Source organism: Streptomyces sp. NPDC032472 (assembly GCF_040636955.1).
GTDB lineage: Bacteria > Actinomycetota > Actinomycetes > Streptomycetales > Streptomycetaceae > Streptomyces.
Window position 1 is genome coordinate 44,535 of sequence record NZ_JBEZVK010000041.1, and the last position, 22,418, is coordinate 66,952.

20 protein-coding genes, 1 tRNA gene and 1 pseudogene are annotated in these 22,418 nt (G+C 71.5%); 11 read left to right on the plus strand and 11 right to left on the minus strand.

Features of this window, described 5'->3' with window-relative positions; genetic code table 11:
• Nucleotides 1-1,172 (minus strand): annotated as a pseudogene (locus AB0F11_RS25530) (hypothetical protein); the annotation flags it as partial.
• Between the two features lie 7 nt (nt 1,173-1,179).
• Nucleotides 1,180-2,169, minus strand: a complete 990-nt coding sequence (locus AB0F11_RS25535; RefSeq protein ID WP_362178019.1) for an SMI1/KNR4 family protein — start codon at nt 2,167-2,169, stop codon at nt 1,180-1,182.
• A gap of 230 nt (nt 2,170-2,399) precedes the next feature.
• On the opposite strand from AB0F11_RS25535, the gene AB0F11_RS25540 reads away from it, so the two are divergent.
• Complete coding sequence (locus tag AB0F11_RS25540) at nt 2,400-2,948, plus strand: YwqJ-related putative deaminase (RefSeq protein ID WP_362178022.1); 549 nt, start codon at nt 2,400-2,402, stop codon at nt 2,946-2,948.
• 11 nt (nt 2,949-2,959) lie between these two features.
• Nucleotides 2,960-3,472 carry an SUKH-3 domain-containing protein gene (locus AB0F11_RS25545; RefSeq protein WP_362178025.1) on the plus strand — a complete coding sequence of 171 codons (513 nt, stop codon included), beginning with the start codon at nt 2,960-2,962 and terminating at the stop codon, nt 3,470-3,472.
• A 13-nt stretch (nt 3,473-3,485) separates the two neighbouring features.
• On the opposite strand, the gene AB0F11_RS25550 is transcribed toward AB0F11_RS25545, so the two are convergent.
• On the minus strand, nt 3,486-4,769 hold the full coding sequence (locus AB0F11_RS25550) for a histidine kinase (RefSeq protein ID WP_362178028.1): 1,284 nt from the start codon (nt 4,767-4,769) through the stop codon (nt 3,486-3,488).
• 130 nt (nt 4,770-4,899) lie between these two features.
• Here AB0F11_RS25550 and AB0F11_RS25555 point away from each other — a divergent pair, with 130 nt between their 5' ends.
• The 6 genes from AB0F11_RS25555 (at nt 4,900) to pth (ending at nt 10,019) form a co-directional block, all read left to right on the plus strand.
• Nucleotides 4,900-5,760 carry a hypothetical protein gene (locus tag AB0F11_RS25555; protein WP_362178030.1) on the plus strand — a complete coding sequence of 287 codons (861 nt, stop codon included), beginning with the start codon at nt 4,900-4,902 and terminating at the stop codon, nt 5,758-5,760.
• An 11-nt stretch (nt 5,761-5,771) separates the two neighbouring features.
• Nucleotides 5,772-5,842, plus strand: a tRNA-Gln gene (locus AB0F11_RS25560).
• A gap of 121 nt (nt 5,843-5,963) precedes the next feature.
• Nucleotides 5,964-7,412, plus strand: coding sequence for a bifunctional UDP-N-acetylglucosamine diphosphorylase/glucosamine-1-phosphate N-acetyltransferase GlmU (glmU, locus tag AB0F11_RS25565; RefSeq protein WP_362178033.1), 1,449 nt, complete (start codon nt 5,964-5,966; stop codon nt 7,410-7,412).
• Between the two features lie 147 nt (nt 7,413-7,559).
• Nucleotides 7,560-8,537 carry a ribose-phosphate diphosphokinase gene (locus tag AB0F11_RS25570; RefSeq protein ID WP_362178035.1) on the plus strand — a complete coding sequence of 326 codons (978 nt, stop codon included), beginning with the start codon at nt 7,560-7,562 and terminating at the stop codon, nt 8,535-8,537.
• A 215-nt stretch (nt 8,538-8,752) separates the two neighbouring features.
• On the plus strand, nt 8,753-9,340 hold the full coding sequence (locus AB0F11_RS25575; RefSeq protein ID WP_362178038.1) for a 50S ribosomal protein L25/general stress protein Ctc: 588 nt from the start codon (nt 8,753-8,755) through the stop codon (nt 9,338-9,340).
• An 88-nt stretch (nt 9,341-9,428) separates the two neighbouring features.
• Nucleotides 9,429-10,019 (plus strand): aminoacyl-tRNA hydrolase, encoded by a 591-nt coding sequence (pth, locus tag AB0F11_RS25580; RefSeq protein WP_362178041.1) that lies wholly within the window; start codon nt 9,429-9,431, stop codon nt 10,017-10,019.
• Nucleotides 10,020-10,022: 3 nt separating this feature from the next.
• On the opposite strand, the gene AB0F11_RS25585 is transcribed toward pth, so the two are convergent.
• Nucleotides 10,023-10,610, minus strand: coding sequence for a Uma2 family endonuclease (locus AB0F11_RS25585; protein WP_362178044.1), 588 nt, complete (start codon nt 10,608-10,610; stop codon nt 10,023-10,025).
• Between the two features lie 116 nt (nt 10,611-10,726).
• The gene (ppc, locus tag AB0F11_RS25590; RefSeq protein WP_362178077.1) at nt 10,727-13,420 is read right to left on the minus strand and encodes a phosphoenolpyruvate carboxylase; all 2,694 of its coding nucleotides are present in this window, start codon (nt 13,418-13,420) and stop codon (nt 10,727-10,729) included.
• Between the two features lie 509 nt (nt 13,421-13,929).
• On the opposite strand from ppc, the gene AB0F11_RS25595 reads away from it, so the two are divergent.
• Entirely contained in the window at nt 13,930-14,925 is a 996-nt protein-coding gene (locus AB0F11_RS25595) for an acyl-CoA desaturase (RefSeq protein ID WP_362178047.1), read from the plus strand.
• Nucleotides 14,925-15,596 (plus strand): TetR/AcrR family transcriptional regulator, encoded by a 672-nt coding sequence (locus tag AB0F11_RS25600; protein WP_361904535.1) that lies wholly within the window; start codon nt 14,925-14,927, stop codon nt 15,594-15,596. The genes AB0F11_RS25595 and AB0F11_RS25600 overlap by 1 nt, the downstream gene beginning before the upstream one ends.
• Nucleotides 15,597-15,654: 58 nt before the next feature.
• On the opposite strand, the gene AB0F11_RS25605 is transcribed toward AB0F11_RS25600, so the two are convergent.
• Nucleotides 15,655-16,041, minus strand: a complete 387-nt coding sequence (locus tag AB0F11_RS25605) for a VOC family protein (protein WP_362178050.1) — start codon at nt 16,039-16,041, stop codon at nt 15,655-15,657.
• A gap of 2 nt (nt 16,042-16,043) precedes the next feature.
• Complete coding sequence (locus AB0F11_RS25610; protein ID WP_362178053.1) at nt 16,044-16,904, minus strand: trans-aconitate 2-methyltransferase; 861 nt, start codon at nt 16,902-16,904, stop codon at nt 16,044-16,046.
• Nucleotides 16,905-17,079: 175 nt separating this feature from the next.
• Here AB0F11_RS25610 and AB0F11_RS25615 point away from each other — a divergent pair, with 175 nt between their 5' ends.
• A complete protein-coding gene (locus AB0F11_RS25615; RefSeq protein WP_362178055.1) occupies nt 17,080-17,577 on the plus strand; it encodes a MarR family transcriptional regulator in 498 nt (165 codons plus the stop codon).
• Here AB0F11_RS25615 and AB0F11_RS25620 read toward each other — a convergent pair.
• The 4 genes from AB0F11_RS25620 to AB0F11_RS25635 form a co-directional block, all read right to left on the minus strand.
• Complete coding sequence (locus tag AB0F11_RS25620; protein ID WP_362178058.1) at nt 17,536-18,306, minus strand: response regulator transcription factor; 771 nt, start codon at nt 18,304-18,306, stop codon at nt 17,536-17,538. The genes AB0F11_RS25615 and AB0F11_RS25620 overlap by 42 nt on opposite strands.
• 566 nt (nt 18,307-18,872) lie before the next feature.
• Nucleotides 18,873-19,820 carry a UDP-glucose 4-epimerase GalE gene (gene galE / locus AB0F11_RS25625; RefSeq protein WP_362178080.1) on the minus strand — a complete coding sequence of 316 codons (948 nt, stop codon included), beginning with the start codon at nt 19,818-19,820 and terminating at the stop codon, nt 18,873-18,875.
• Between the two features lie 98 nt (nt 19,821-19,918).
• Nucleotides 19,919-20,617 (minus strand): LuxR C-terminal-related transcriptional regulator, encoded by a 699-nt coding sequence (locus AB0F11_RS25630; RefSeq protein ID WP_362178060.1) that lies wholly within the window; start codon nt 20,615-20,617, stop codon nt 19,919-19,921.
• Nucleotides 20,618-20,759: 142 nt separating this feature from the next.
• Nucleotides 20,760-22,418 (minus strand): PQQ-binding-like beta-propeller repeat protein (locus AB0F11_RS25635; RefSeq protein ID WP_362178063.1); only part of this gene is annotated, 1,659 nt, incomplete at its 5' end.

Below are 22,418 nucleotides of genomic sequence, written 5' to 3' on the forward strand. Positions count from 1 at the left end.
GGCGGCTGACCCGCACCGCCACCACCAGGCGCACCAGGCGGACCGGGAGGAGCCGGAGGCCCACCCACCACGGCCGGACCCGCCAGCATCGTCGCGGCATGGTCCAGCCCACGCCCCATCGACGGCGCACCGGGCGGCCCCGGAGGCGCAGGCGGCTGACCCGCACCGCGAGCACCCGGAGCACCCGGAGGCACCGGCGGCTGGGCCGTGGCAGCGGCACCCGGAGCCCCGGGCGGCGCCGGCGGCGCCACCGGCGGCGCACCCGGCGGGGAGACCTGGGCCCGGCTCGTGGGCTCCTGGGCCAGCGCCTCCGGCGACCCGGGCGCAGGCACGGCAGGCCCCGCAACAGGGGCGGAGGGAGCGGCAGGCACCGGGCCACCCGCAGGCATCGGCGGCGCACCGGCACCCAGGTCCAGCGCGGGCGCGATCGCGGTCTTCGGAAGCTGACTGCCCCCGGCCATCAGCTGGGTCCTGGCCTCGGAGGACTCCGACGGCGGCGACGGCAGGTCCTCCAGGTCCGAACCCGACAGCGGCGGCGCGAACACCGTCGCCGGCAGCGGCACGGACGCGTCGTCCGCACCCGGGTTCACATCGGTGCCCGCCCACGGCGTGGCCCCGGCCGGCACCCCCTCGTTCGCGGTCGGCTCGTACGGCACCTCACGGCGCAGCGGCACCGGCTCCGGCGCCACGGCCACCGGCTCGGGCTCCACCACAGGAGCCGACAGCGACTCGGCCCCGCCACCCGAAGCCGCGGCCGGCACGGAAGCCGCACCGGCACCCGAACCCGCAGCCGGCGCAATCCCCGCCCGGTCCGCAGCCTCCTGCAGCCACTCCGGCGGACTCAGCATGAAAGAGGTCTGCTCGGAGTCGATACGCGGCGTCGGCACCGAAGCCTCCGCCGCGGGCGCGGCGGCAGCCCCGTACTCCTCCTCGTACCGGCGGATGACCTCACCCACCGGCAGCCCCGGCCACAACGTGACCTCACCGCTGTCCCGGGCGATCACCAGCCGCTGCCGGCCACCCCCCGACACCGGCCCGCCCGCCCGGTCCTCGGCCCACACCACGAACCCGAGCCCGAACTCCCGCACCCGCACCTCACGGTGCTGGTACGGCGGCACATCACCGTTGATCCACTCCTCGGCGCGCTCCTGCGCCTGCGCAAACGTCACCATCGCGCCGTCATCCCTCCACCGGTGCAGCCACCGGAACCGAACGCGCGAATCCGCCGTCCACCATCAGACCGGCCACCGTCTCCAACTCCGGTGGATTTCCCGCCAACCGCTCGAGAAAGGCATCGAAATCGGCACCGCACGGCAGCAGCAGCCGCTCCACGCGCTCCTGGACCGCCCAGCCGTCCCGATCGCGCCCGTCGTCGTACGGGGAGAACCACACCGAACCGATGCCCTCACCCTTCACCTTCACCGCCAGCAGCCCGCCCTGGACGAACGCGACGCACAGGTAGGCCTTCGTCAGGTGGTCGCGCAGACACTTGTTGACGTACACCAGGTCATTGACCGCGGCCTCCTCACGCACCGTGAAGAACGGCTGGTCCACCAGCAGCCCCAGGTCCACGTCCAACCCGGCACCGACCGGCGCACAGCCACCCGCCGCCTTCAGGAACGAGCGGTACGCCTCCGGCAACCGGTAGCCGAGATCCTCCTCGATCCCCTGGACCTGCTCCTCCGTCACCGCCACACCCGTCTTCGGCAGCGCCAGATGCACCGGACGCAACTCCTGCAACGGCCGCGTCCCGCGCTTCTCGTGGTCCACCGGAGCAGTGGCCAGGCCCGCGTGATGCCGCAACAGCGCCTTCACCTCGACCGGAACCAGCTCCATCCGCCGCGTCCCGGCCACGTGGTGCCACGTCCAGCCGTGCGGGGTCGCCACCGGGCCGACCGTGTCCCACAGGGCGTGCCCGGCAGCATGCATGGCCGCATTCGCGGACACGTAGTCCGTCAGCCGCAGCTCGTCCACACCGAAGCCCTCGGGCGGCTCGGCGATCTCCACCGCCGCCCGCGCGTACGGCGCGAAGTCGGGATGTCCCTGAGCGCCCATCCGCACTCCATGAGGATGCCGCGCGGCCCGGACCGGGTCCGGGAAATGCACGACCTGCCCCGAGTACGCGGCGTTGGGTGGCGCGGCGTGCTGCCCGAGCCGACCTGTCGTCATGGCGGTAGCCCCCTGCTGGATCTGGCTGGTTCACCACAGCCTATGTGCTCCGGCAAGAGCGGCCCCCGCCCGCAAGCCCCGCACCCGCACGACGGCCGGGAACATCCGAATTGATACGAATATTCGACCCCGGTTCCACACGGCAGAGGACATTTGACAGGCTGTCCCCGCAGCACGGGGGCGTGCGCAACAGCGGCCACCACCGCAGCCACGGGAGGGAAGAAGCGACCATGCAGAACACAGCGACACGCACGGGCACACCCGACGGCGGCTCAGCCGCAGCCGGCCCCGCCGGAGATCCCCGCCTGCGCTGGAGCGGCACCGACGCCCGCTCCACCGCACCCGTACCCCGCTTCCGCCGCGACGGCATCCTCCCCACCGTCGCCGCCGCCCTCTCCGTACGCGGCGAAACCCTCACCGGCACCGCCGGCAAAGCCGACCAGCCACCCGTCCTGCACCCCCTCGTACAGGACTTCCTCGACACCCTCACCAGCGGCCAGCGTGAACGGTTCACCGGGCGATGTCCCGAGGCCATCCTCGTCTCCCGCCACCTCGCCACCGCCGAAGGCGCCCGCAGCAAACGCGCCTCCCGCAAACCCCTCACCGCCGGCGAGGCACGCCGCTCCCTGAAAAACTCCAAGATCACGGCCCGCCGCATCCGCGAGGACGGCGACCCACTCCACGGCACCTACGCACCGCCCTGCCGCTCCTGCGAGGCCCTCCTCGCCCACTTCGGCGTACGCCACGTCGACCTCACACCCGCGTCAGAGAAAGCCTGACCACCACGACCATGACCATCTCCTCCGCCTCCTACGACCGCTCCTCGGCCACCCGGTTCCCCTCCACCGTGGACCAAGCCCTGCGCACCGCCGGCTGGGAGCCCGGCCGCTGGGACATCAAACAGGCCGAGTACTGGGCCGACGCACTGCGCGACCACACCACCCCGGCCGGACACCGCCACACCGTCTTCCCCGCCGCCGTCGAGGCATGGGCCGAATTCGGCGGCCTCACCGTCAAAGCGCCCGGGCCCGGCCGCCAGATAGCCCCCGTCCCGGTACGCCTGGACCCCCTGACCGGCCTCCACCTCGCCCGCACCTTCGCCGACCTCGGCCGCGCCCTGTCCACACAGCTGTGCCCCCTCGGCGTCGACTCCGACGGCGGCTCCCACCTGGCCATCGACCAGGAAGGCCGGGTCTACGCCATCGACCACACCGGCGACTGGTACCTCGGCGCCGGCATGGACGAGGCCCTCACCCTGCTCCTGACGGGCCTGCAGCCGACCCGCCTGACCATGGCCCCGTAAGGCCGCAGGCACCTCAGGGCCGCCCGCCGGGCAGCACCGCCGAAACCCTGAACCCGCCGGAGTCCGTCGGGCCGGAGACGAACACCCCGCCGAGCCCGACGACCCGCTCCCGCATCCCCACCAGGCCGTTGCCCCCGCTGGGCAGCTCCGGCCGGGCCACACCCGCCGCGCCGGGCCCGTTCTCCACCTGCATCGCCACCTCGCCCTCCCGATGGGCGAGCCGCACCACCACCTCGGCACCCGGCGCATGCTTGTGGCAGTTGGTCAGCGCCTCCTGCACCACCCGGTACGCGGTCTGCTCCACCTCCGCCGGATAGCCGGGCCCCGTCCCGCGCACGTCCAGCTCCACCACCATCCCGGCGGCACGGGACTGCCCGACCAGCGCCTCCAGCTCCGCCAGCGTCGGCCCCTCCTCGAAACCCCCGGCGGCCACGGCCGACACGACCGCCGCCACACCGGCAGCCGCCTGAGCGGGCACCGGCCTGGACGAGGCGGGCGCCCGCAGCACCCCCAGCATCTCCCGCAGCTCCGTCAGCGCCTGCCGGCCCATGTCCGCCACCAACGCCGCGTTCTTCGCCGCCTTCGCCGGATCCTTGGGCGCCACCGCCTGCAGCGCCGCCGCGTGCACCACCATCAGCGACACCCGGTGCGCGACCACGTCGTGCATCTCCCGCGCGATCCGGGTCCGCTCTTCGGTACGGGCCCACTCGGCCCGCTCCTCCGCCCGGTCCGCCAGCAGCGACAGCTCCCGCTCCAACGAGTCGGCCCGCTCCTGCAGGCTCTCCATCAGCCGCCGCCGGGCCCCTATGTACAGCCCCAACAACACGGGCGGCACATTGAGGGCCACCGCCATGAACACCGACAGCACCACCACGAGGGTGGGGGTGGTCCCGGTCTCTCCGGTGGTGCGCAGGTAAGTGACCACGAAGGTGGCCAGCAACGACATCGAGGCGAGCGTCGCGGTGATCCGCCGGGGCACCTCGCAGGCGGCCAGCGTGTACAGCCCGATGACGCTGAGCAGGAACCCCATCGCGGCCGGCGCCACGCCGATCCCGACCAGCACCACGGCGATCGGCCACCGCCGCCGCAGCACCAACACGGACCCCACGGCAACCCCGAACAGCACCCCCGCGACGGTCGGCAGCCCGCCCTCCCGGGCGAAGTCCACCCCCTCGAACGCACACTCCAGGGCCGACAGCGCCCCGAGCCCCACATCAAGGACGGCCCCCCGCCGCCGCTCCCACCACAGGGGCCCGTCCCGACCGGCCCCGCCCTGCTGATCCCCCGCACTGGTCATGCCCTCAGCGTACGCAGCGCCCCCAGCACACCCGCGAGCGGAATTCCCGCAAACCCGCGGTAATCGCACGTCCGACTGAATCGCCCATGCGACGAGACCTGAATCCCACATTCCGGACGAAGGTAGCGGCATGAGCAAATACTCGGACTTCGAAGCCCTGCGCGAGCAGGCGGTAGCCCTGCGCCGCGAGGGCCTCAGCCGCCGCCAGATCCGCGACCGCCTCTGCGTGCACAACGGCGAGATCCTGAACCGCCTCCTCCAAGGCGAGCCGGCCCCCGAATGGACGAAGCGACCCAACGCCAAGGACGACCTCCGCGCCCGCGCCCGCGAGCTCCGCCTCCAGGGCATGACCTACGACGAGATCCAGCTCGAACTGGGCTGTTCGAAGAGCTCGATCTCCCTGTGGGTCCGCGACCTGCCGAAGCCGGACCGGCAGCGGACCAAGGAGGAAGCCACCGCCGCGGCGCGACGCGGTTGGGAGCGGACCCTCGAGATGCGCGACGAGGAAAGACTCCAGACCAAGCGGGACGCGGCCCGCGAGATCGGCTCGATCTCGGATCGGGAGCTGTTCCTCATCGGCGTCGGGCTCTACTGGTCGGAGGGCAGCAAGGACAAGGCCTACGAGCGGCGCGAGCGTGCAATCTTCGTCAACAGCGACCCCGACATGGTCCGGGTCTACCTCGCCTGGCTCCGTCTGCTCGGCGTCAGCGGCGAGCACATCCGCTTCAACGTCGCCATCCACGAAACCGCCGACACAGCCGCCGCGGAACTCTTCTGGGCGGACCTCGTGGGCGCCGACTCGGGAAAGTTCCTCACGACCGCCCTCAAACGGCACAACCCCAAGACCAGCCGCAAGCACACCGGCGAGGACTACTACGGCTGCCTCGCCATCCGCGTCCTGCAAAGCGCCGAGCTGTACCGTCGCATTGAAGGCTGGTGGTGCGGCATAGTAGGGGCTGTGTCCGAAGCCGATCAACAAAATCGGACATAGAGGGCGAACCATCCCGGATCGTCTAAGGGCAGGACAAATGGTTTTGGTCCATTGAATGAGGGTTCGAATCCTTCTCCGGGAGCTCAGGGAATACAAAGCTCACGTTCGGGTCCTGACCGGAAGGTCGGGACCCGCCCTCGTTTCCGGCCCTTAACGCCCCGGTATCCTTCACAGGTCCACCCCCGAAGCCGAAGGGCACACCCGTGAGCGCCAACCGCCCGGCAGCCGTCGTCGTCCTCGCAGCGGGTGAGGGCACCCGCATGAAGTCGGCCACTCCCAAGGTTCTGCACGAGATCTGCGGGCGTTCGCTCGTGGGGCACGTCGTCGCCGCCGCGCGCGAGCTGGACCCCGAGCACCTCGTGGTCGTCGTCGGCCACGCCCGCGAGCAGGTCACCGCGCACCTCACCGCCGTCGACGCCGACGTGCGCACGGCCGTCCAGTACGAGCAGAACGGCACCGGCCACGCCGTCCGCATGGCCCTCCAGGAGCTCGGCGGCTCCGTCGACGGCACCGTGATCGTGGTCTGCGGCGACACCCCGCTGCTGACCGGCGAGACCCTCGGCGCCCTGGTCGCGACCCACGGGGCCGACGGCAACGCCGTCACCGTCCTGACCGCCGAGGTTCCGGACTCCACCGGCTACGGCCGCATCGTCCGCGACCCGGAGACGGGCGCCGTCACCGCGATCGTCGAGCACAAGGACGCCACCGACGAGCAGCGCGCGATCCGTGAGATCAACTCCGGGGTCTTCGCGTTCGACGGCGCCCTGCTGGCCGATGCGCTGGGCAAGGTCCGTACCGACAACAGCCAGGGCGAGGAGTACCTCACCGACGTGCTGGGGATCCTGCGCGAGGCGGGTCACCGGGTCGGTGCGTCCGTCGGCAGCGACCACCGCCAGATCCTGGGCATCAACAACCGCGTCCAGCTCGCGGAGGCCCGTGCGCTGCTGAACGCGCGGCTGCTGGAGCGGGCGATGCTCGCCGGCGTGACCGTGGTGGATCCGGCGAGCACGCTCGTGGACGTGACGGTGACCTTCGGCCAGGACGCGGTGGTGCACCCGGGCACGCAGCTGCTGGGTGCCACGCACATCGCCGAGGGGGCCGAGGTGGGTCCGAACACGCGGCTGAAGGACACCGTGGTGGGTCCGCGCGCCCGTGTGGACAACACGGTGGCCGATTCGGCCGTGGTGGGCGAGTCGGCGTCGGTGGGCCCGTTCGCGTACCTGCGTCCGGGGACGCGGCTGGAGCTGAAGGCGAAGGCCGGCACGTTCGTGGAGATGAAGAACGCGGTGATCGGCGAGGGCACGAAGGTGCCGCACCTGTCGTACGTGGGTGACGCGACGATCGGCGAGTACTCGAACATCGGCGCGGCGAGCGTCTTCGTGAACTACGACGGCGAGCACAAGCACCACACGACGATCGGCTCACACTGCAAGACGGGCTCGGACAACATGTTTGTGGCACCCGTCACCATCGGGGATGGCGCGTACACGGCGGCCGGCTCGGTGATCACGAAGGATGTGCCGCCCGGCGCGCTGGCCGTGGCACGCGGTCAGCAGCGGAATATCGAGGGTTGGGTGGCCCGCAAGCGTCCGGGAAGTGCTGCCGCGTCGGCGGCTCAGTCGGCGGTCCAGGAGGACTCCGCGGAGGGCTGAGGTGCCCTTCAGGTGAACTGACCGGAAACAGGGACGTCGGAGACGGCGTACCGTGATACGTGCACGCAATTCGGCTGGCTTCACCGTGTGCGGGACGGACGCACACGGGGGCGAGCAGCTTTTCAACACGTCTGAGGAGACTGTGCTGTGACCGGGATCTCGACGACCGGCGAGAAGAAGCTGATGCTCTTCTCCGGCCGCGCCCACCCCGAGCTGGCCGAGGAGGTTGCGCACCAGCTGGGCGTCGCCCTCGTGCCGACGAAGGCCTTCGACTTCGCGAACGGTGAGATCTACGTCCGCTTCCAGGAGTCGGCGCGTGGTGCGGACTGCTTCCTGATCCAGAGCCACACGGCTCCGATCAACAAGTGGATCATGGAGCAGCTGATCATGATCGACGCGTTGAAGCGCGCGTCGGCCCGCTCGATCACCGTGATCATCCCGTCCTACGGGTACGCCCGCCAGGACAAGAAGCACAAGGGTCGCGAGCCGATCTCGGCGCGCCTGGTCGCGGACCTGCTGAAGACGGCCGGTGCGGACCGGATCCTGACGGTGGACCTGCACACCGACCAGATCCAGGGCTTCTTCGACGGCCCGGTGGACCACCTGTCGGCCCTGCCGGTCCTCGCGGACTACGTGGGCGCCAAGGTGGACCGTACGAAGCTCACGATCGTCTCCCCGGACGCCGGCCGTGTGCGTGTCGCCGACCGCTGGTGCGACCGTCTGGACGCGCCGCTGGCAATCGTGCACAAGCGCCGTGACAAGGACGTCGCCAACCAGGTGACCGTCCACGAGGTCGTCGGTGAGGTCAAGGGCCGTGTCTGTGTCCTGGTCGACGACATGATCGACACCGGTGGCACGATCTGCGCCGCTGCCGAGGCGCTCTTCGCGCACGGCGCGGAGGACGTCATCGTGACCGCGACGCACGGCATCCTGTCGGGCCCGGCGGCCGACCGCCTGAAGAACTCGAAGGTGAGCGAGTTCATCTTCACGAACACCCTGCCGGACCCGTCCGACCTGGAGCTCGACAAGATCACGGTCCTGTCGATCGCCCCGATGGTGGCGCGTGCGGTCCGTGAGGTCTTCGAGGACGGCTCGGTGACCAGCCTCTTCGAGGAGCAGCAGTAACCGCTGCGGTAGGCATGTAGGCGTGGAGGGGTCGGTGCCGGTCGGCGCGTGATCCTTTTGGGTGCGGCCTCCCCGCCGGGTAGACTCTTCGAGTTGCTCGGCGAGGGAGGCCGCGCCTTTTGGTGCGGGCGCTCCGTTATCGACGCGCTCTTCGTAGCAGGCCGTTTCGTGGCCGGGTGACCGTTGTCCGTTCCGTCACCCCACGAGGAGTGAACATGTCCGAGGTCAAGCTCTCCGCTGAGCTCCGCACCGTCTTCGGCAAGGGCGCCGCCCGTGCCACCCGCCGCAACAAGCAGATCCCGGCGGTCATCTACGGCCACGGCGAGGCCCCCAAGCACGTGTCGGTCGAGGGCCACGCCCTGACGATGGCGCTGAAGACCCCGAACGTCCTGATCTCCCTGGACATCGCGGGCGAGGGCACCGAGCTGGTCATCCCCAAGGCCGTCCAGAAGGACCCGATCAAGCGCACCGTCGACCACGTCGACTTCCTCGCCGTCAAGAAGGGCGAGAAGGTCACGGTCGAGGTTCCGGTTCACACCGAGGGTGACCTGGCCGCCGGTGGCAACCTGCTGGAGCACGTCCTCGCCACGGTGTCGGTCGAGGCCGAGGCCACCCACCTGCCCGAGCCCCTGACGGTCTCCGTCGAGGGTCTGGCCGCGGGTGCGTCCGTCCTGGCGCAGGACATCGCGCTGCCGTCGGGCGTCTCCCTGGTGACCGAGGGCGACGCCGTCGTCCTGCAGGTCGTCTCCGCGCAGGCCGAGGAGCCGGCCGCCGAGGCCGCTGAGGAGGGCGCGGAGGCCTGAGCCTCCCCGTCGCGTTTGCCGACCGACCGCCGTCCGGCTCCACTGGAGCGGGACGGCGGTCGTCCCATGTGCAGAGGAGCGAGCAGGAATGTCGGACGAGTCGAGCCCCTGGCTGGTGGTCGGGTTGGGCAACCCGGGCGGTGAGTACGCCGGCAACCGCCACAACATCGGTTTCATGGTGGTGGACCTGCTGGCGGAGCGGATCGGCGGCAAGTTCAAGGCGCACAAGGCGCGGGCGCAGGTGCTGGAGGGCCGGATCGGGCCGCCGGGGCCGGCGAACCGGCGGGTGGTGCTGGCGAAGCCGATGTCGTTCATGAACCTGTCGGGCGGGCCGGTGACGGCGCTGCGTGACTTCTACAAGGTGCCGGTGGACCAGATCGTCGCGGTCCATGACGAGCTGGACATCGATTACGCGACGCTGCGCCTGAAGCTGGGCGGTGGCGACAACGGGCACAACGGTCTGAAGTCGATGACGAAGTCGATGGGGCCGGAGTACCACCGGGTCCGCTGCGGTATCGGCCGTCCGCCGGGCCGTATGCAGGTGGCGGATTTCGTGCTGAAGGACTTCTCGTCGGCGGAGCGCAAGGACCTGGACTGGTTCGTGGACCGGGCGGCGGACGCGGTGGAGTGCCTGGTCACGGAGGGTCTGGAGCGCGCGCAGTCCGCGTACAACGCGTGAGGGCTACAGGTCGTCGAGTCCTTCGAAGTCGAGGTCGGCCGGGTAGGGCCGGTCGACACGGAACGGCTTCGTGTGGATGCCCTGGCACACGTACGCGCGGGTGTGCGGGTCGAGTTCGTAGAGGTACACGACGGGCTCGACCTCCTCGTCGCCGTCGTCCTTGACGATCCAGTAGTTCGGGATGCCGGCCCTGGCGTATTTGCGGAGCTTGGCGTCGGTGTCCCGGGCCTCGGACTCCGGTGAGACCACTTCGACGGCCAGCAGGACGTCCGCTGCGTAGAAGTGGGTCTGCCTCGTGTCTGTGAGCGCCTCGCGCCGGATGACGGAGATGTCCGGCTCGGTGCCGTTCCTTTTGTCGATCACCACGGTCATCTCGCGCGCGACCTTGAGGTGGTCCGGCGCGCTCCGCCGCAGACGGTTCACCAGGAGGTCGATCAGCGCGGAGTGGACGTAGCGCTGCGGACTCACGAAGACCAGGCTCCCGTCGATCAGCTCGGTGTGTCGCGGGAGGTCCGGCAGTGTCAGCAGGTCGTCCACGGTGTAGCCGTCGAGTGGCGGCCGCGTCCAGTCGTGCACCGACTCAGCGGTCATGGCTGCTCCCATGGACGGCATCGTGGTCTTGGAAGACAACGGTAGCGGCCGGTCTCCGCGCTCGTCATCACGTCGTGTGACGGGCGCGGGTACCGGCCGTTCGTTCGACCGTGGGGTCAGCCCGTGTTGCGCAGGCCTGCGGCCACTCCGTTGACGGTGAGGAGGAGGGCGCGGGACAGGACGGGGTCGGGGGCTTCGCCGCGGGTGGCGGCGGCGCGCTGGCGGGCGAGCAGGGACACCTGGAGGTAGGAGATGGGGTCCAGGTAGGCGTCGCGTACGGCGAAGGTCTGCTGGAGCACGGGCTGGGAGTCGAGGAGCTTTTCGCCGCCGGTGATGCGCAGGACCTCGCGGACGGTGAGCTCGTGTTCGGCGCGGATGCGGTCGAAGACGTGCTTGAGTTCGTCGGGGACGAGGGTGTCGACGTAGTGCTGGGCGATCCGCAGGTCGGTCTTGGCGAGGGTCATCTCGACGTTCGACAGGAAGTTGCGGAAGAAGTGCCAGCGGGTGCCCATTTCGGAGAGGGCGCCGTCCTGGCCGGCTTCGCGCAGGGCCTTCAGGCCGGAGCCGACGCCGTACCAGCCGGGGACGATCTGGCGGGACTGGGTCCAGCCGAAGACCCAGGGGATGGCGCGCAGGCCGTCGAGGCCGGCGCCGGAGTCGGGTCGGCGGGAGGGGCGGGAGCCCAGGTGGAGGTCGGCGAGCTGGTCGACGGGGGTGGCGGCGAAGAAGTAGGCGGGCAGGTCGGGGTCCTCGACGAGCTCGCGGTAGGCGGCGTGGGCGGCCTCGGAGACGATGTCCATGGCCGCGTCCCAGCGGGCGAGGTCGTCGTGGGACTGGCGGGGCCGGGTGTGCAGGGCGGAGGCCTGCAGGGTGGCCGCGACGGTCAATTCGAGGTTCTCGCGGGCGAGGGAGGGCACGAGGTACTTGTCGGAGATGACCTCGCCCTGTTCGGTGACCTTGATCTCGCCTTCGAGGGTGGCCCAGGGCTGGGCGAGGATCGCGTCGTGGGAGGGGCCGCCGCCGCGGCCGACGGTGCCGCCGCGGCCGTGGAAGAGCCGCAGCCGCACGCCGTGGCGGTGGGCGACGTCGCGGAGCCGGCGCTGGGCGCGGTGGATTTCCCACTGGCTGGTGGTGATGCCGCCGAACTTGGAGGAGTCGGAGTAGCCGAGCATGACTTCCTGGACGTCGCCGCGCAGGGAGACCAGGCGCCGGTAGGAGGGGTCGGCGAGCATCTCGTCGAGGATGACGTCGGCGGCGCGCAGTTCGTCGGTGGTTTCCAGCAGGGGGACGATGCCGATCTTGGCCCAGCCGGCGTGGAGGTCGATCAGGCCGGCTTCGCGGGCGAGGACGGCGGCGGCGAAGACGTCGTCGGCGCCCTGGCACATCGAGATGATGTAGGACTCGATGACCTCGGGGCCGAACTTCTCGAAGGCGTCCTTGATGGTGAAGAAGACGCCGAGGGTCTTCTGTCCGGCCGGGTCGAGGGGGGCCGGGGTGGGGGCGAGGGGCCGGCGGGAGCGGAGTTCCTTGGCGAGGAGCTTCTGCCGGTAGTCGCGGGGCATGTCGGCGTAGCGCCAGGATTCCTCGCCGAGCCGGTCGAAGAGCTGGCCGAGGGCGTGGTGGTGGGCGTCGGCGTGTTCGCGGACGTCCATGGTGGCCAGTTGCAGGCCGAAGGCGGCGATGGTGCGGATGGTGCGGTCCATGCGGCCGTCGGCGAAGAGGGCGCCGCGGTGCTCGCGCAGGGAGGTCTGTACGAGGGTGAGGTCGGTGAGGAGCTCGGAGGTGCCGAGGTAGTCGCGGCCTTCCTCGTGGGGGGTGCCCTTGGCGAGGCGCTGGCGGGTGTTGAGGAGCTTCTGCCGGATGCAGGTGACCTTGAGGCGGTACGGCTCCTCGGCGTTCAGCCGCTTGTAGCGGGGGCTGATTTCGGGGAGGCGTTCGAGGTCGGCCTGGAGGGAGGAGAGGAGTTCCTCGGTGGCGCCGGTGTAGCGGATGGAGTTGGAGAGCAGGCCGCGCAGGTAGTCGATGAGTTCGAGGGCGTCGGTGATGCCGTGCTCGTGCTGGAGGATCAGCACCTCGCGGGTCACTTCGGGGGTGACGTTGGGGTTGCCGTCGCGGTCGCCGCCGATCCAGGTGCCGAAGGTGAGGGGGCGGGTGCCGGGGGGAAGTTCGACGCCGACGCGCTGGAGTTCGGCGGCGAGGTCTTCGAGGACGTCGCCGACGGCGCCGGCGTGCAGCTCGTCGAGGTAGTAGATGGCGTTGCGGGCCTCGTCGGCGGGCTCGGGGCGGGCGACGCGCAGTTCGTCGGTCTGCCAGATGAGGTCGATGTTCTCGGCGAGGCGCAGGTCGTGGCGGCGGCGGTCGCCGGCGCCGGAGGCGGGTTCCTCCAGCAGGGCGGCGATGCGGCGCAGCTTGTTGAGGACGCTGCGGCGGGCGGCCTCGGTGGGGTGTGCGGTGAAGACGGGCCGGACGTTGAGGTTGCGGACCGTTTCGCGCAGGTGCTCGGGGTCGGCGTCCTTGAGCATGTCGGCGGTGCGGGCCAGCAGGCCGCCTTCGGCGGCGCGGTGGGCGCGCAGTTCGCGGCCGCGGTGGACCTGCTCGGTGACGTTGGCGAGGTGGAAGTACGTGGAGAAGGCGCGTACGAGCTTGGCGGCGGTCTCCAGGTCGGTGTCGCCGAGCAGCGCGGCGGCGGCCTCGCCGTCGGTGCGGGTCAGGGCGCGGACGCGCTCGACGAGGTCGAGGAGTTCTTGGCCCTCCTGGCGGACGAGGGTCTCGCCCAGGAGGTCGCCGAGGCGGCGGATGTCCGCGCGCAGCTCCGCGTTGGCGGAGGTGTCGGCGGTGGAGGGGGCCTGTGCCCGGGTGGGGGCCTGGGCCGAGGAGGCCTGGTCGGCACTGCTCACAGGTGCGGCTCCTTGCAGTGGTCGAGCGCTACGGGGAGGTGGGCTGCGGGCGCGCTCCGGGTGCGCGGAGGCGCCGTCCCGGATCGGCTCCGGGGGTGTCCCCACCTGGTGCGCAGCTCGGCTGCCCGTGCGGACCGCGCTGTCCGACGACACCAAGGATAGGTGTCCGGCCCCTCGGGCCCGGTGACCGTCTCACCAGGCGGCGCGCGGCCCGTGTGCAGGGGGCGGCGGGCGGTCCGGGGGTGCGCCTGGGGGCGGGGTGCGGGTGAGGCGTGGGTGTGGTGTGCGGGTGCGGGGTGGGTGTGGTCTGTCCGGCCGCGCCCCTCTTGCCGGGGGCTGTCGCTTTGCCATACTTACGTTGCCGTAGGTTACGCATCCGTAGCCCGGGTCCCTGCCTCCTCCTCACCCCCCAGGGGACGCTCATGACCACCAGTCCCGATCTGTTCGAGGGCACCTCGGCGCCCTCTGATTCCACGCCCACCGACTCCTCCGCCCGGTCCGCGACGCTCGGCGGCGAGAGCAAACGGTCCGTCGAGCAGGTAGCGCTGCTGCTGTTCATCACCGTCCCGTTCCTGGCGCTGCTGGCGGCGGTGCCGCTGGCCTGGGGCCAGGGGGCGAGCTGGCTGGACCTGGGGCTGTTGGCGTTCATGTACTTCCTGACCTGCCACGGCGTGACGATCGGCTTCCACCGGCATTTCACGCACGGTTCGTTCAAGGCCAAGCGGCCGCTGCGGGTGGCCTTGGCGGTGATGGGCTCGATGGCGGTGGAGGGGCCGCTGGTGCGCTGGGTGGCGGACCACCGCAAGCACCACAGGTTCTCCGACCACGAGGGTGATCCGCATTCGCCGTGGCGGTTCGGGGAGACGCTTCCGGCGCTGCTGAAGGGCCTGTGGTGGGCGCACGTGGGATGGCTGTTCGACGAGGAGCAGACCGACCAGCAGAAGTACGCCCCGGACCTGGTCAAGGACCCGGTGATCCGGCGGATCAGTCGCGGCTTCATCGGGTGGACGGCGCTGTCGCTGGCGATCCCGCCGCTGGTGGGGGGCCTGGTGACGTTGTCCTGGTGGGGGGCGTTCACGGCGTTCTTCTGGGGCTCGCTGGTGCGGGTGGCGCTGCTGCACCACGTCACGTGGTCGATCAATTCGATCTGCCATGCGGTCGGCAAGCGCCCGTTCAAGTCCCGTGACCGCTCGGGCAACGTGTGGTGGCTGGCGGTGCTGTCGTGCGGGGAGTCCTGGCACAACCTGCACCATGCGGATCCGACGTCGGCCCGGCACGGGGTGCTGCGCGGGCAGCTCGACTCCAGCGCCCGGCTGATCCGCTGGTTCGAGCTGGCGGGCTGGGCCACGGACGTGCGCTGGCCGTCGGGCTCCCGCATCGATGCCCGACGCAGGGAAAACGCCGCGAACGCGGCATGATGGGGGACGTGGCGATCGACGGCAGCATTTCCAGCAGCGACAAGCCCCGGCGAGGTCGCCGGGTCCGGATGACGGGCGCCGAGCGGCGCCAGCAACTGCTGGACATCGGCCGCGCCCTGTTCGCCGAGAAGGGCTTCGAGGGCACGTCGGTGGAGGAGATCGCGGCGAAGGCCGGGGTGTCCAAGCCGGTGGTGTACGAGCACTTCGGCGGCAAGGAGGGCCTGTACGCGGTCGTGGTGGACCGGGAGATGCGCCAGCTGCTGGACATGGTGACGGGTGCGCTGACGGCCGGTCATCCGCGGGAGCTGCTGGAGCAGGCGGCGTTCGCGCTGCTGGACTACATCGAGTCCTACACGGACGGGTTCCGGATCCTGGTGCGGGATTCGCCGGTGGCGCAGTCGACGGGTACGTTCGCCTCGCTGATCAGCGATATCGCCACGCAGGTCGAGGACATCCTGGGTCTGGAGTTCAAGGCGCGCGGCTTCGATCCGAAGCTGGCCCCGCTGTACGCGCAGGCGCTGGTGGGGATGGTGGCGCTGACCGGGCAGTGGTGGCTGGACGTGCGCCGGCCGAAGAAGGCGGAGGTCGCGGCGCACCTGGTGAACCTGGCCTGGCACGGGCTGGACGGCCTGGAGTCGAAGCCGCGCCTGGTGGGCCACCGCAAGAGCTGAGACGTGGCGGCGCCCCGCCTGCGCAGGAAGCGCGGGCGGGGCGTCGTCGTGTGCAGCGTCAGCCGGTCGGGAGGCCGCCGGCCGGCGGGGTCAGGGGCTCGAGGAATTCGAGCCGGTTGCCGACGGGGTCCTCGGAGTAGAAGCGGCGGTGTCCTGGCAGGTCGTCGTCCCAGACGACGGTGGCACCGCGTTCCCCGAGTCTGGTGGCGTACTCCTCGATCCCCGTCACCCTCAGCCCCGGGTGGGCCTTGCGGGCCGGGTGGAAGTCCTCCTCGACGCCGAGGTGGAGCGTTACGGATCCGGCGGCGAACCAGCAGCCGCGGGCGGCGAGGACGGGCGGTTTGGGGATCTCGGCCATGCCCAGGACGTCGGTGTAATACGCGCGGAGCCGGTCCTCCGAGCCGGGCGGCGCTGCGAGCTGGACGTGGTCGACGGCGGTCAGCAAGGTCAGTGCTCCTTGACGGCGACGGCGAAGATCCGGCGGAACGGGAAGACGGTGCCGCGCGGCCCGGGCGGGTACGCGGCGCGCAGCAGGTCGCGGTATTCGGCGAGGAAGCCCTCGGCGGCCTTGCGGTCGTCGCCCAGGGCGGTCAGGACGGGCCGCAGGGCGGTGCCCTTGACCCAGTCCAGGACGGGGTCGGGCCCGGGCAGCAGCTGGTAGTACGTGGTTTCCCAGGTGTCGGCGGTGCAGCCGAGCTCGGTGAGGCGGGCGAGGTATTCGGCGGGGTCGAGGATGTGGATGTAGCGGGCGCCGTGCCCGGCGAGCCGGTCGCGCCAGCGCGGGCTGTCGCACAGCTGGGCGAGCAGGGCGTGGCTGGGTGCGGTGAAGTTGCCCGGGATCTGGAAGGCGAAGGTGCCTCCGGGGCGCAGTGTGTTGATCCAGGCGCCGAAGGAGCCGGGGTGGCTGGGGACCCACTGGAGTGCGGCGTTGGAGACGATCAGGTCATAGGGCTCTTCGGGCAGCCAGCCGGCGATGTCCGCCGGCCGGAAGTCGAGGGTGCCGCCGCCCGGGGTGCGTCCCGCGTGCTCGGCGTCGGCGCGGCGCAGCATCTCCGGGGAGAGGTCGAAGCCGGTGATGTGGGCCTCGGGCCAGCGGTCGGCGAGCAGGGCGGTGACGTTGCCGGGGCCGCAGCCGAGGTCGGCGATGCGGGCGGGGCGGGTGGGGAGTTCGGGTATGCGGTTCAGGAGATCGAGGAAGGGCCGGGTTCGGTGTCCTGCGTGCCGGAGGTACTGCTGGGGGTCCCAGGTGGGCGCGGCGTGGGTGGTGGCCGTGGGGATACGGGCCGACGCTGCGATATCGGAATGCATGTTCGAGCCTCCCTGCTGGCGGGTCGGGCGGAAGCGGAAGCGGTTCCGGCCCCCTCCATGCCCATCGACGAACGAAATATATCTTGACGTCGAGATTCATGTTTTCAAGATATACACCTCCTGGAATCTCGAATTCAAGAGACTTCACGTCGACAGACCCCTTACACTGATCGGCATGGAGGACGAGGTCGACCGATTGGTCGCGGCATGGCGGCGGGAGCGCCCTGACCTCGACGTGGAACCGCTCGAAGTGCTGAGCCGCGTGAGCAGGCTCGCCCGCCACCTCGACCGCGCCCGCAGGCTGGCCTTCTCCGAGCACGGCCTGGAGCCGTGGGAGTTCGACGTGCTGACCTCCCTGCGGCGCGCCGGCGCGCCCTACCAGCTCTCCCCCGGCCAGTTGCTGACGCAGACTCTGGTCACCTCCGGCACCATGACGAACCGCATCGACCGGCTCGCCAAGAAGGGCCTCGTCGAGCGGCTGCCCGACCCCAACGACCGGCGCGGGGTCCTGGTCCGGCTGACCCCCGAGGGCCGCGACCGCGCCGACCAGGCCCTCGCCGGGCTGCTGGCCCAGGAGCGGGCGATCCTGGCCCAGCTCTCGCAGGCCCAACGCGCCGACCTCGCCGCCCTGCTACGCCAGTTGACCGCTCCGTTCGACAACATCCCCGGCTAGCTCCGCCGGCCGTACGCCCGCCCGCCGGGCCAGCGCCACCGCGGCGAGCGTGGAGTGCACGCCCAGCTTGCCCAGCACGTTCTGCATGTGCGTGCGGACGGTGTGCGGGGACAGGAACAGCCGGGCCGCGACGTCCTTGCGGCCGAGCCCCGCCACCATGCAGCGCAGCACCTCGTGCTCGCGCGGCGTGAGGGACTCCACGAGCCGCTCGCTGTCACTGCGGTGCTTGCGCGCGGCCGTCAGCTCCCGGAGCACCCCGGTCAGCAGCGCGGGCGGCAGATGGGTCTCCTCGCGCAGCACGCCGCGGATGACGGCCAGCAGCCGGGAGAGCGAGCAGTCCTTGGCCACCCAGCCGGAGGCGCCCGCCTGCAGGGCGACCGCGGCCCGGCGCGGGTCGTCGCGCTCGGCGAGGACGATCGTGCGGACCGCGGGGTGGGAGCCCCGCACGCCCGCGACCAGCGCGATCCCGTCGGTGCCGGACGACGGTGGCGGCCCGGAGCCCGAGGCGCGCTGCGCGGGCACCGACCCGGCGGAGGCGCCGAGATCGGCGTCGACCAGGAGCACGTCGAAGCGGCGGCCCTCGGCCACCGCGCGCTCCAGGCAGCGCAGCGCCGCGGTGCCGCTGCCGGCCGCGGACACGTCGACGTCGGGCTCGGCCGCGAGCGCCGCGGCGAGCGATTCGGCGAAGATGCGGTGGTCGTCGACCACGAGTACTCGGATGCGAACCACAAAACCCCCAAGGGTCGGGGAACGGACGACTGCGGGTACGGCGCCCGGACCGGGTGATGATCCGCAGCTGCCGCGGCCGCCGCCGCAACATCTCTGCATTACCCCGGACCGGACGCCGTACCCGGCGTGTCTCGACCCCTGAATCAACACCGGCCCCCACCGGTGTCACGCATCAGCGTAGAGCGGGCGGCGGCCCGCGGTTGGCCGAATAGCAGAAGTTTTCCGAGCGATTTTCCGGCTGCACGGTCTCCAAGGCGCCCTGCCGTGGCCTGTTTTCGACGGTCCTGCGGGTCCGGAAGACGGTTTCCGGCCCAAGAGGTGCCCCGGGCAGTTGCACGGGGGGCATTTCACCCGGCGTGTGCACGCCGGGCGCCCGCGCGCTGCGCCCGCCCACGGCGCACTCCGCTCGGCCCACGCCCCCGCAACGCACCCGAGGCTCTGCACCGCTCCCGGCGTACGACCCCGCGTACACGCCGCCCACGCACCGCGCCCCCGGCACGACGGAGTGCGGGGGCGCGGGAGGTACGGGGCGGATGGTGCCCGCGGTGCGCGCGGGCGGCGCGGCGTCAGGAACGCAGTGCGCGCGTGAAGTTCCACGCGTCGGTGATGATGCCGGTGAGGTCCGGGCGGGACGGGGTCCAGCCGAGCCTCTCCTGCGCGGCCCGCGCCGAGGCGACGAGCACCGCCGGGTCGCCGGCGCGGCGCTCCGCGACGACCTCCGGGATGTCGTGGCCGGTGACCTTGCGGACGGTCTCGATGACCTCGCGGACGGAGAAGCCGGCCCCGTTGCCCAGGTTGCAGACCAGGTGCTCGCCCGGGGTGGCGGCCGTCAGCGCGGCCAGGTGGGCCTCCGCCAGGTCGGCCACGTGGATGTAGTCGCGGATGCAGGTGCCGTCCGGCGTCGGGTAGTCCTCGCCGAACACCGAGATCGCCGCCCGCTCGCCCAGGGCCACCTGGAGCACCAGCGGGATCAGGTGCGTCTCGGGGTCGTGCCGCTCGCCGTACTGCCCGTACGCGCCCGCGACGTTGAAGTAGCGCAGCGAGACCGCCGCCACGCCGTGCGCCGCGCACTCGCCGGCGATCATATGGTCCACGGCCAGCTTGGAGGCGCCGTACGGGTTGGTGGGCCGGGTCGCCGACGCCTCCGTCAGCAGGCCCTCGGTGGGCTCGCCGTAGGTGGCCGCGGTCGAGGAGAAGACCAGCTTGCGCACGCCCGCCCCGCGCATGGCGTTCAGCAGGGCGAGGGTGCCGCCGACGTTGTTGTCCCAGTACTTCGCCGGGTTCGCGACGGACTCGCCGACCTGGGAGAACGCCGCGAAGTGCAGCACGGCGTCGTAGGAGGGGTCCAGGTACTGGGCGGCGTCCTGGATGCGGCCCTCGATGAACGCGGCCCCGGCCGGGACGCCCTCGCGGAAGCCGGTGGAGAGGTCGTCGAGGACGGTGACCTCGTGGCCGGCCTCCAGGAGGTGGGCCGCGACGACACTGCCGACGTAGCCGGCACCGCCGGTGACCATGTACTTGGAAGACGCCGTCGTCTTGCTCACTCGTTTGCTGCCTCTCACGGGGGAACGCACGCGCGATGCGTGCACGTGCCGGTCACTGGCATACCGGATTACGGCCGTCCGGGGAAATCGGCGTCCGTCCGCGGCAGCACGGCCCGCTCCAGCAGACCGGTCCGGGCGGCCAGCGCGGCCGCCTCCAACCGGGAGCCCACGCCCAGTTTCATCAGCACCCGCTGCACGTGCGTGCGCGCCGTGCTCGGGGCGATCTCCATGCCCGCCGCGATCAGCCGGGTGTCCTCGCCCTCGGCGACCCGGACGAGCACCTCCACCTCGCGCGGGGTGAGCAGCCGCAGCAGCCGGCTGCCCTCGTCGTCCGGCTGGACCGCCGGGTTCAGCAGCTCCGCGAAGGCCCCCTGCAGCAGCTGCGGGGAGACCGCGGCCTCGCCCGCCCGCGCCTTGGCCAGGGCCCGCTCGACGCCCTCGATGCGCTCGTCCTGGCGTACGTACCCGGAGGCGCCCGCGGCGAAGGCGGCCGCGATCCCGCGCGGGCTCGGCACCGGGCCGAGGACCACCACCGCGATCTGCGGCCGCTCCCGCTTGATGCGGACGACCGGCTCGAAGACCCCCGGCTCGGCCGGGGTCGCCGTGCCGAGCAGGCAGACCTCCGGCGCCCGGCTGATGACCAGCTCTGCGGCGCCCGCGGCCGGCGCGGCGGCGGCCAGCACCCGGTGCCCGCGCAGCTTCAGGGCCGAGGCGAGCGCCTCGGCCAGCAGCCGGTGCTCGTCGACCACCATGACCCGTACGCCCATTGGGCTCCCACCCCCGACCCTTCTGCCCCGGCAAGCTACACGCTTGTTCGACGGTGCGCGGCGGATACCGCGCAGAAGCCCCCGGAAGGCGGACCTTCCGGGGGCTGCGGTGACCGTGGGACGGCCGGGGTTCGGCTCCTGCTCAGCCGGCGGTCCACGAGGCGAACAGGTACTCCTGATCGCCCGGCGAGTACGGCTTCCTGACGTTGGTGCGCGCCATGAAGAGCTTGCCGTTGTGGTACCGGTACTCGGAGTAGTCCGGCGAGTAGGCCGTCTCGAGGGCGCGGCTGGCCTTGTCCGCCGGGTTCTGCATCAGCAGGGTCTCCTTCATCGTCGTGCCGTCGATGGAGACGACCTGGCCGCCCTTGTCGTACGGGGGCACCTTGTAGGCGATGACGTTGGGCCCGTCCATGCGCAGCGGGTAGATGGTGTACCGCTCGCCCGCGTCGGCCTTGTCGTTGGTCTGCTTGCCGGTCTCCAGGTCGAAGGAGAGCAGTTCGTTGGTGCGGCCGGGGTAGGTGGGGTCGCCGCCCTGGTGCTCGATCGAGGGCACGTACACCTTGCCGTTGCCGACGACGATGTTGGTGCACTTCTCCACGTACGTGATGCTGCACTTGCCGCCGAGGTTGCCGGAGGCCGTGGAGATGCGCGCCTTCAGCTCGCCCTTGGCGTCGATGACGAACAGGTCGCTGATGCCGGTGGCGTTCTTGGCGGTCTTGCCGACGTCGGCGGCGACGACCAGCGGCTTGGTGGAGATGATCGAGGCGTCCTCGATGCCCTCGGAGAGCTTGTACGAGGCGGTGACCGCGCCGGTCTTCGGATCGAGGCTCTGGGCGAGGACGGTCTGGTTGCCGATGGATCCGCACTTGCGGATGACGGCGAGGGCCTCGCCGCCCGCGTAGCCCTCGTCGTGGCAGTTGTCGGCCTCGAGCTTCGGCGCCCACAGGGACTTGCCGTCGGCGAGGTTCCAGGCGGCGCCGCCGCGCAGGCCCGCCGCGGCGACGGTCTGGCCGCTGAGGGTGACCTCTTCGAGGTCGGCGGGCTTGTCGCCGGTGGCGGTGCCCTTGGCGTTGCCCTGCCACAGGAGCTTGCCGGCGTTCAGGTCGATGACGCCGACCTCGGTGCACTGGGGGTACTTGTTCTCGGGGGTCGACTGGGTCGCCCGGAAGAGCACCGCGGTCTTGTTGTCGCTGACGTGCTTGGTCGCGCCGCAGATCTCGCCGGGGAAGGGCAGCTCCCACTTCTTGCCGCCGTCGACGAGGTTGTAGCCGACGACCTTGCCGATGTCGGTTTTGGCGTACACCGAGTCGGTCAGCCAGGAGCCGGGGACGGAGACGAGGTCGTCGGGCGCCGGGCTCGGCTGGTTGAACAGCGGCCGGCTCTTGGTGCTGGCGGGCACCTTCTCCGAGCCGGTGCCGGCGGCGGGGCTGCTCGCGCCCGTGCTGCCGCCCTTGGCCTCCGGCTCGTTGCCGCCGCCGTCGCCCGAGGCGTACCAGAGGCCGCCGGCGACGATGAGGACGACGGCGAGCGCCGCCGCGCCGATGATCATCAGCTGGGTCTTCTTCTGGCTGCCGCCGCCCGCGGGCGGGGTCGGCTGGGCCGCCTGCATCGGGGCGGTGGGCGCGCCGTAGGGGCCCGGGGCGCCCTGCTGCGGGTAGCCGTAGCCCTGCGGCTGCGGGTAGCCGTACGCGGGCTGCCCCGGCGGCGGGACCGCCGGTCCGGCGGGCGCGGTCGGCGGTACAGGCGGCTGCGGCGGCGCGGCGGGCGGTACGGGCGGCTGCGGCGGGGCGGCCGGGGGCTG

Excerpts from the sequence above, each read along its gene's own strand:
- AB0F11_RS25535 (WP_362178019.1), bottom strand. The coding sequence starts at position 2,169 with ATGACGACAGGTCGGCTCGGGCAGCACGCCGCGCCACCCAACGCCGCG.
- AB0F11_RS25540 (WP_362178022.1), top strand. The coding sequence starts at position 2,400 with ATGCAGAACACAGCGACACGCACGGGCACACCCGACGGCGGCTCAGCC.
- AB0F11_RS25545 (WP_362178025.1), top strand. The coding sequence starts at position 2,960 with ATGACCATCTCCTCCGCCTCCTACGACCGCTCCTCGGCCACCCGGTTC.
- AB0F11_RS25550 (WP_362178028.1), bottom strand. The coding sequence starts at position 4,769 with ATGACCAGTGCGGGGGATCAGCAGGGCGGGGCCGGTCGGGACGGGCCC.
- AB0F11_RS25555 (WP_362178030.1), top strand. The coding sequence starts at position 4,900 with ATGAGCAAATACTCGGACTTCGAAGCCCTGCGCGAGCAGGCGGTAGCC.
- AB0F11_RS25575 (WP_362178038.1), top strand. The coding sequence starts at position 8,753 with ATGTCCGAGGTCAAGCTCTCCGCTGAGCTCCGCACCGTCTTCGGCAAG.
- pth (WP_362178041.1), top strand. The coding sequence starts at position 9,429 with ATGTCGGACGAGTCGAGCCCCTGGCTGGTGGTCGGGTTGGGCAACCCG.
- AB0F11_RS25585 (WP_362178044.1), bottom strand. The coding sequence starts at position 10,610 with ATGACCGCTGAGTCGGTGCACGACTGGACGCGGCCGCCACTCGACGGC.
- AB0F11_RS25595 (WP_362178047.1), top strand. The coding sequence starts at position 13,930 with ATGACCACCAGTCCCGATCTGTTCGAGGGCACCTCGGCGCCCTCTGAT.
- AB0F11_RS25600 (WP_361904535.1), top strand. The coding sequence starts at position 14,925 with ATGGGGGACGTGGCGATCGACGGCAGCATTTCCAGCAGCGACAAGCCC.
- AB0F11_RS25610 (WP_362178053.1), bottom strand. The coding sequence starts at position 16,904 with ATGCATTCCGATATCGCAGCGTCGGCCCGTATCCCCACGGCCACCACC.
- AB0F11_RS25615 (WP_362178055.1), top strand. The coding sequence starts at position 17,080 with ATGGAGGACGAGGTCGACCGATTGGTCGCGGCATGGCGGCGGGAGCGC.
- galE (WP_362178080.1), bottom strand. The coding sequence starts at position 19,820 with ATGGTCACCGGCGGTGCCGGCTACGTCGGCAGTGTCGTCGCGGCCCAC.
- AB0F11_RS25630 (WP_362178060.1), bottom strand. The coding sequence starts at position 20,617 with ATGGGCGTACGGGTCATGGTGGTCGACGAGCACCGGCTGCTGGCCGAG.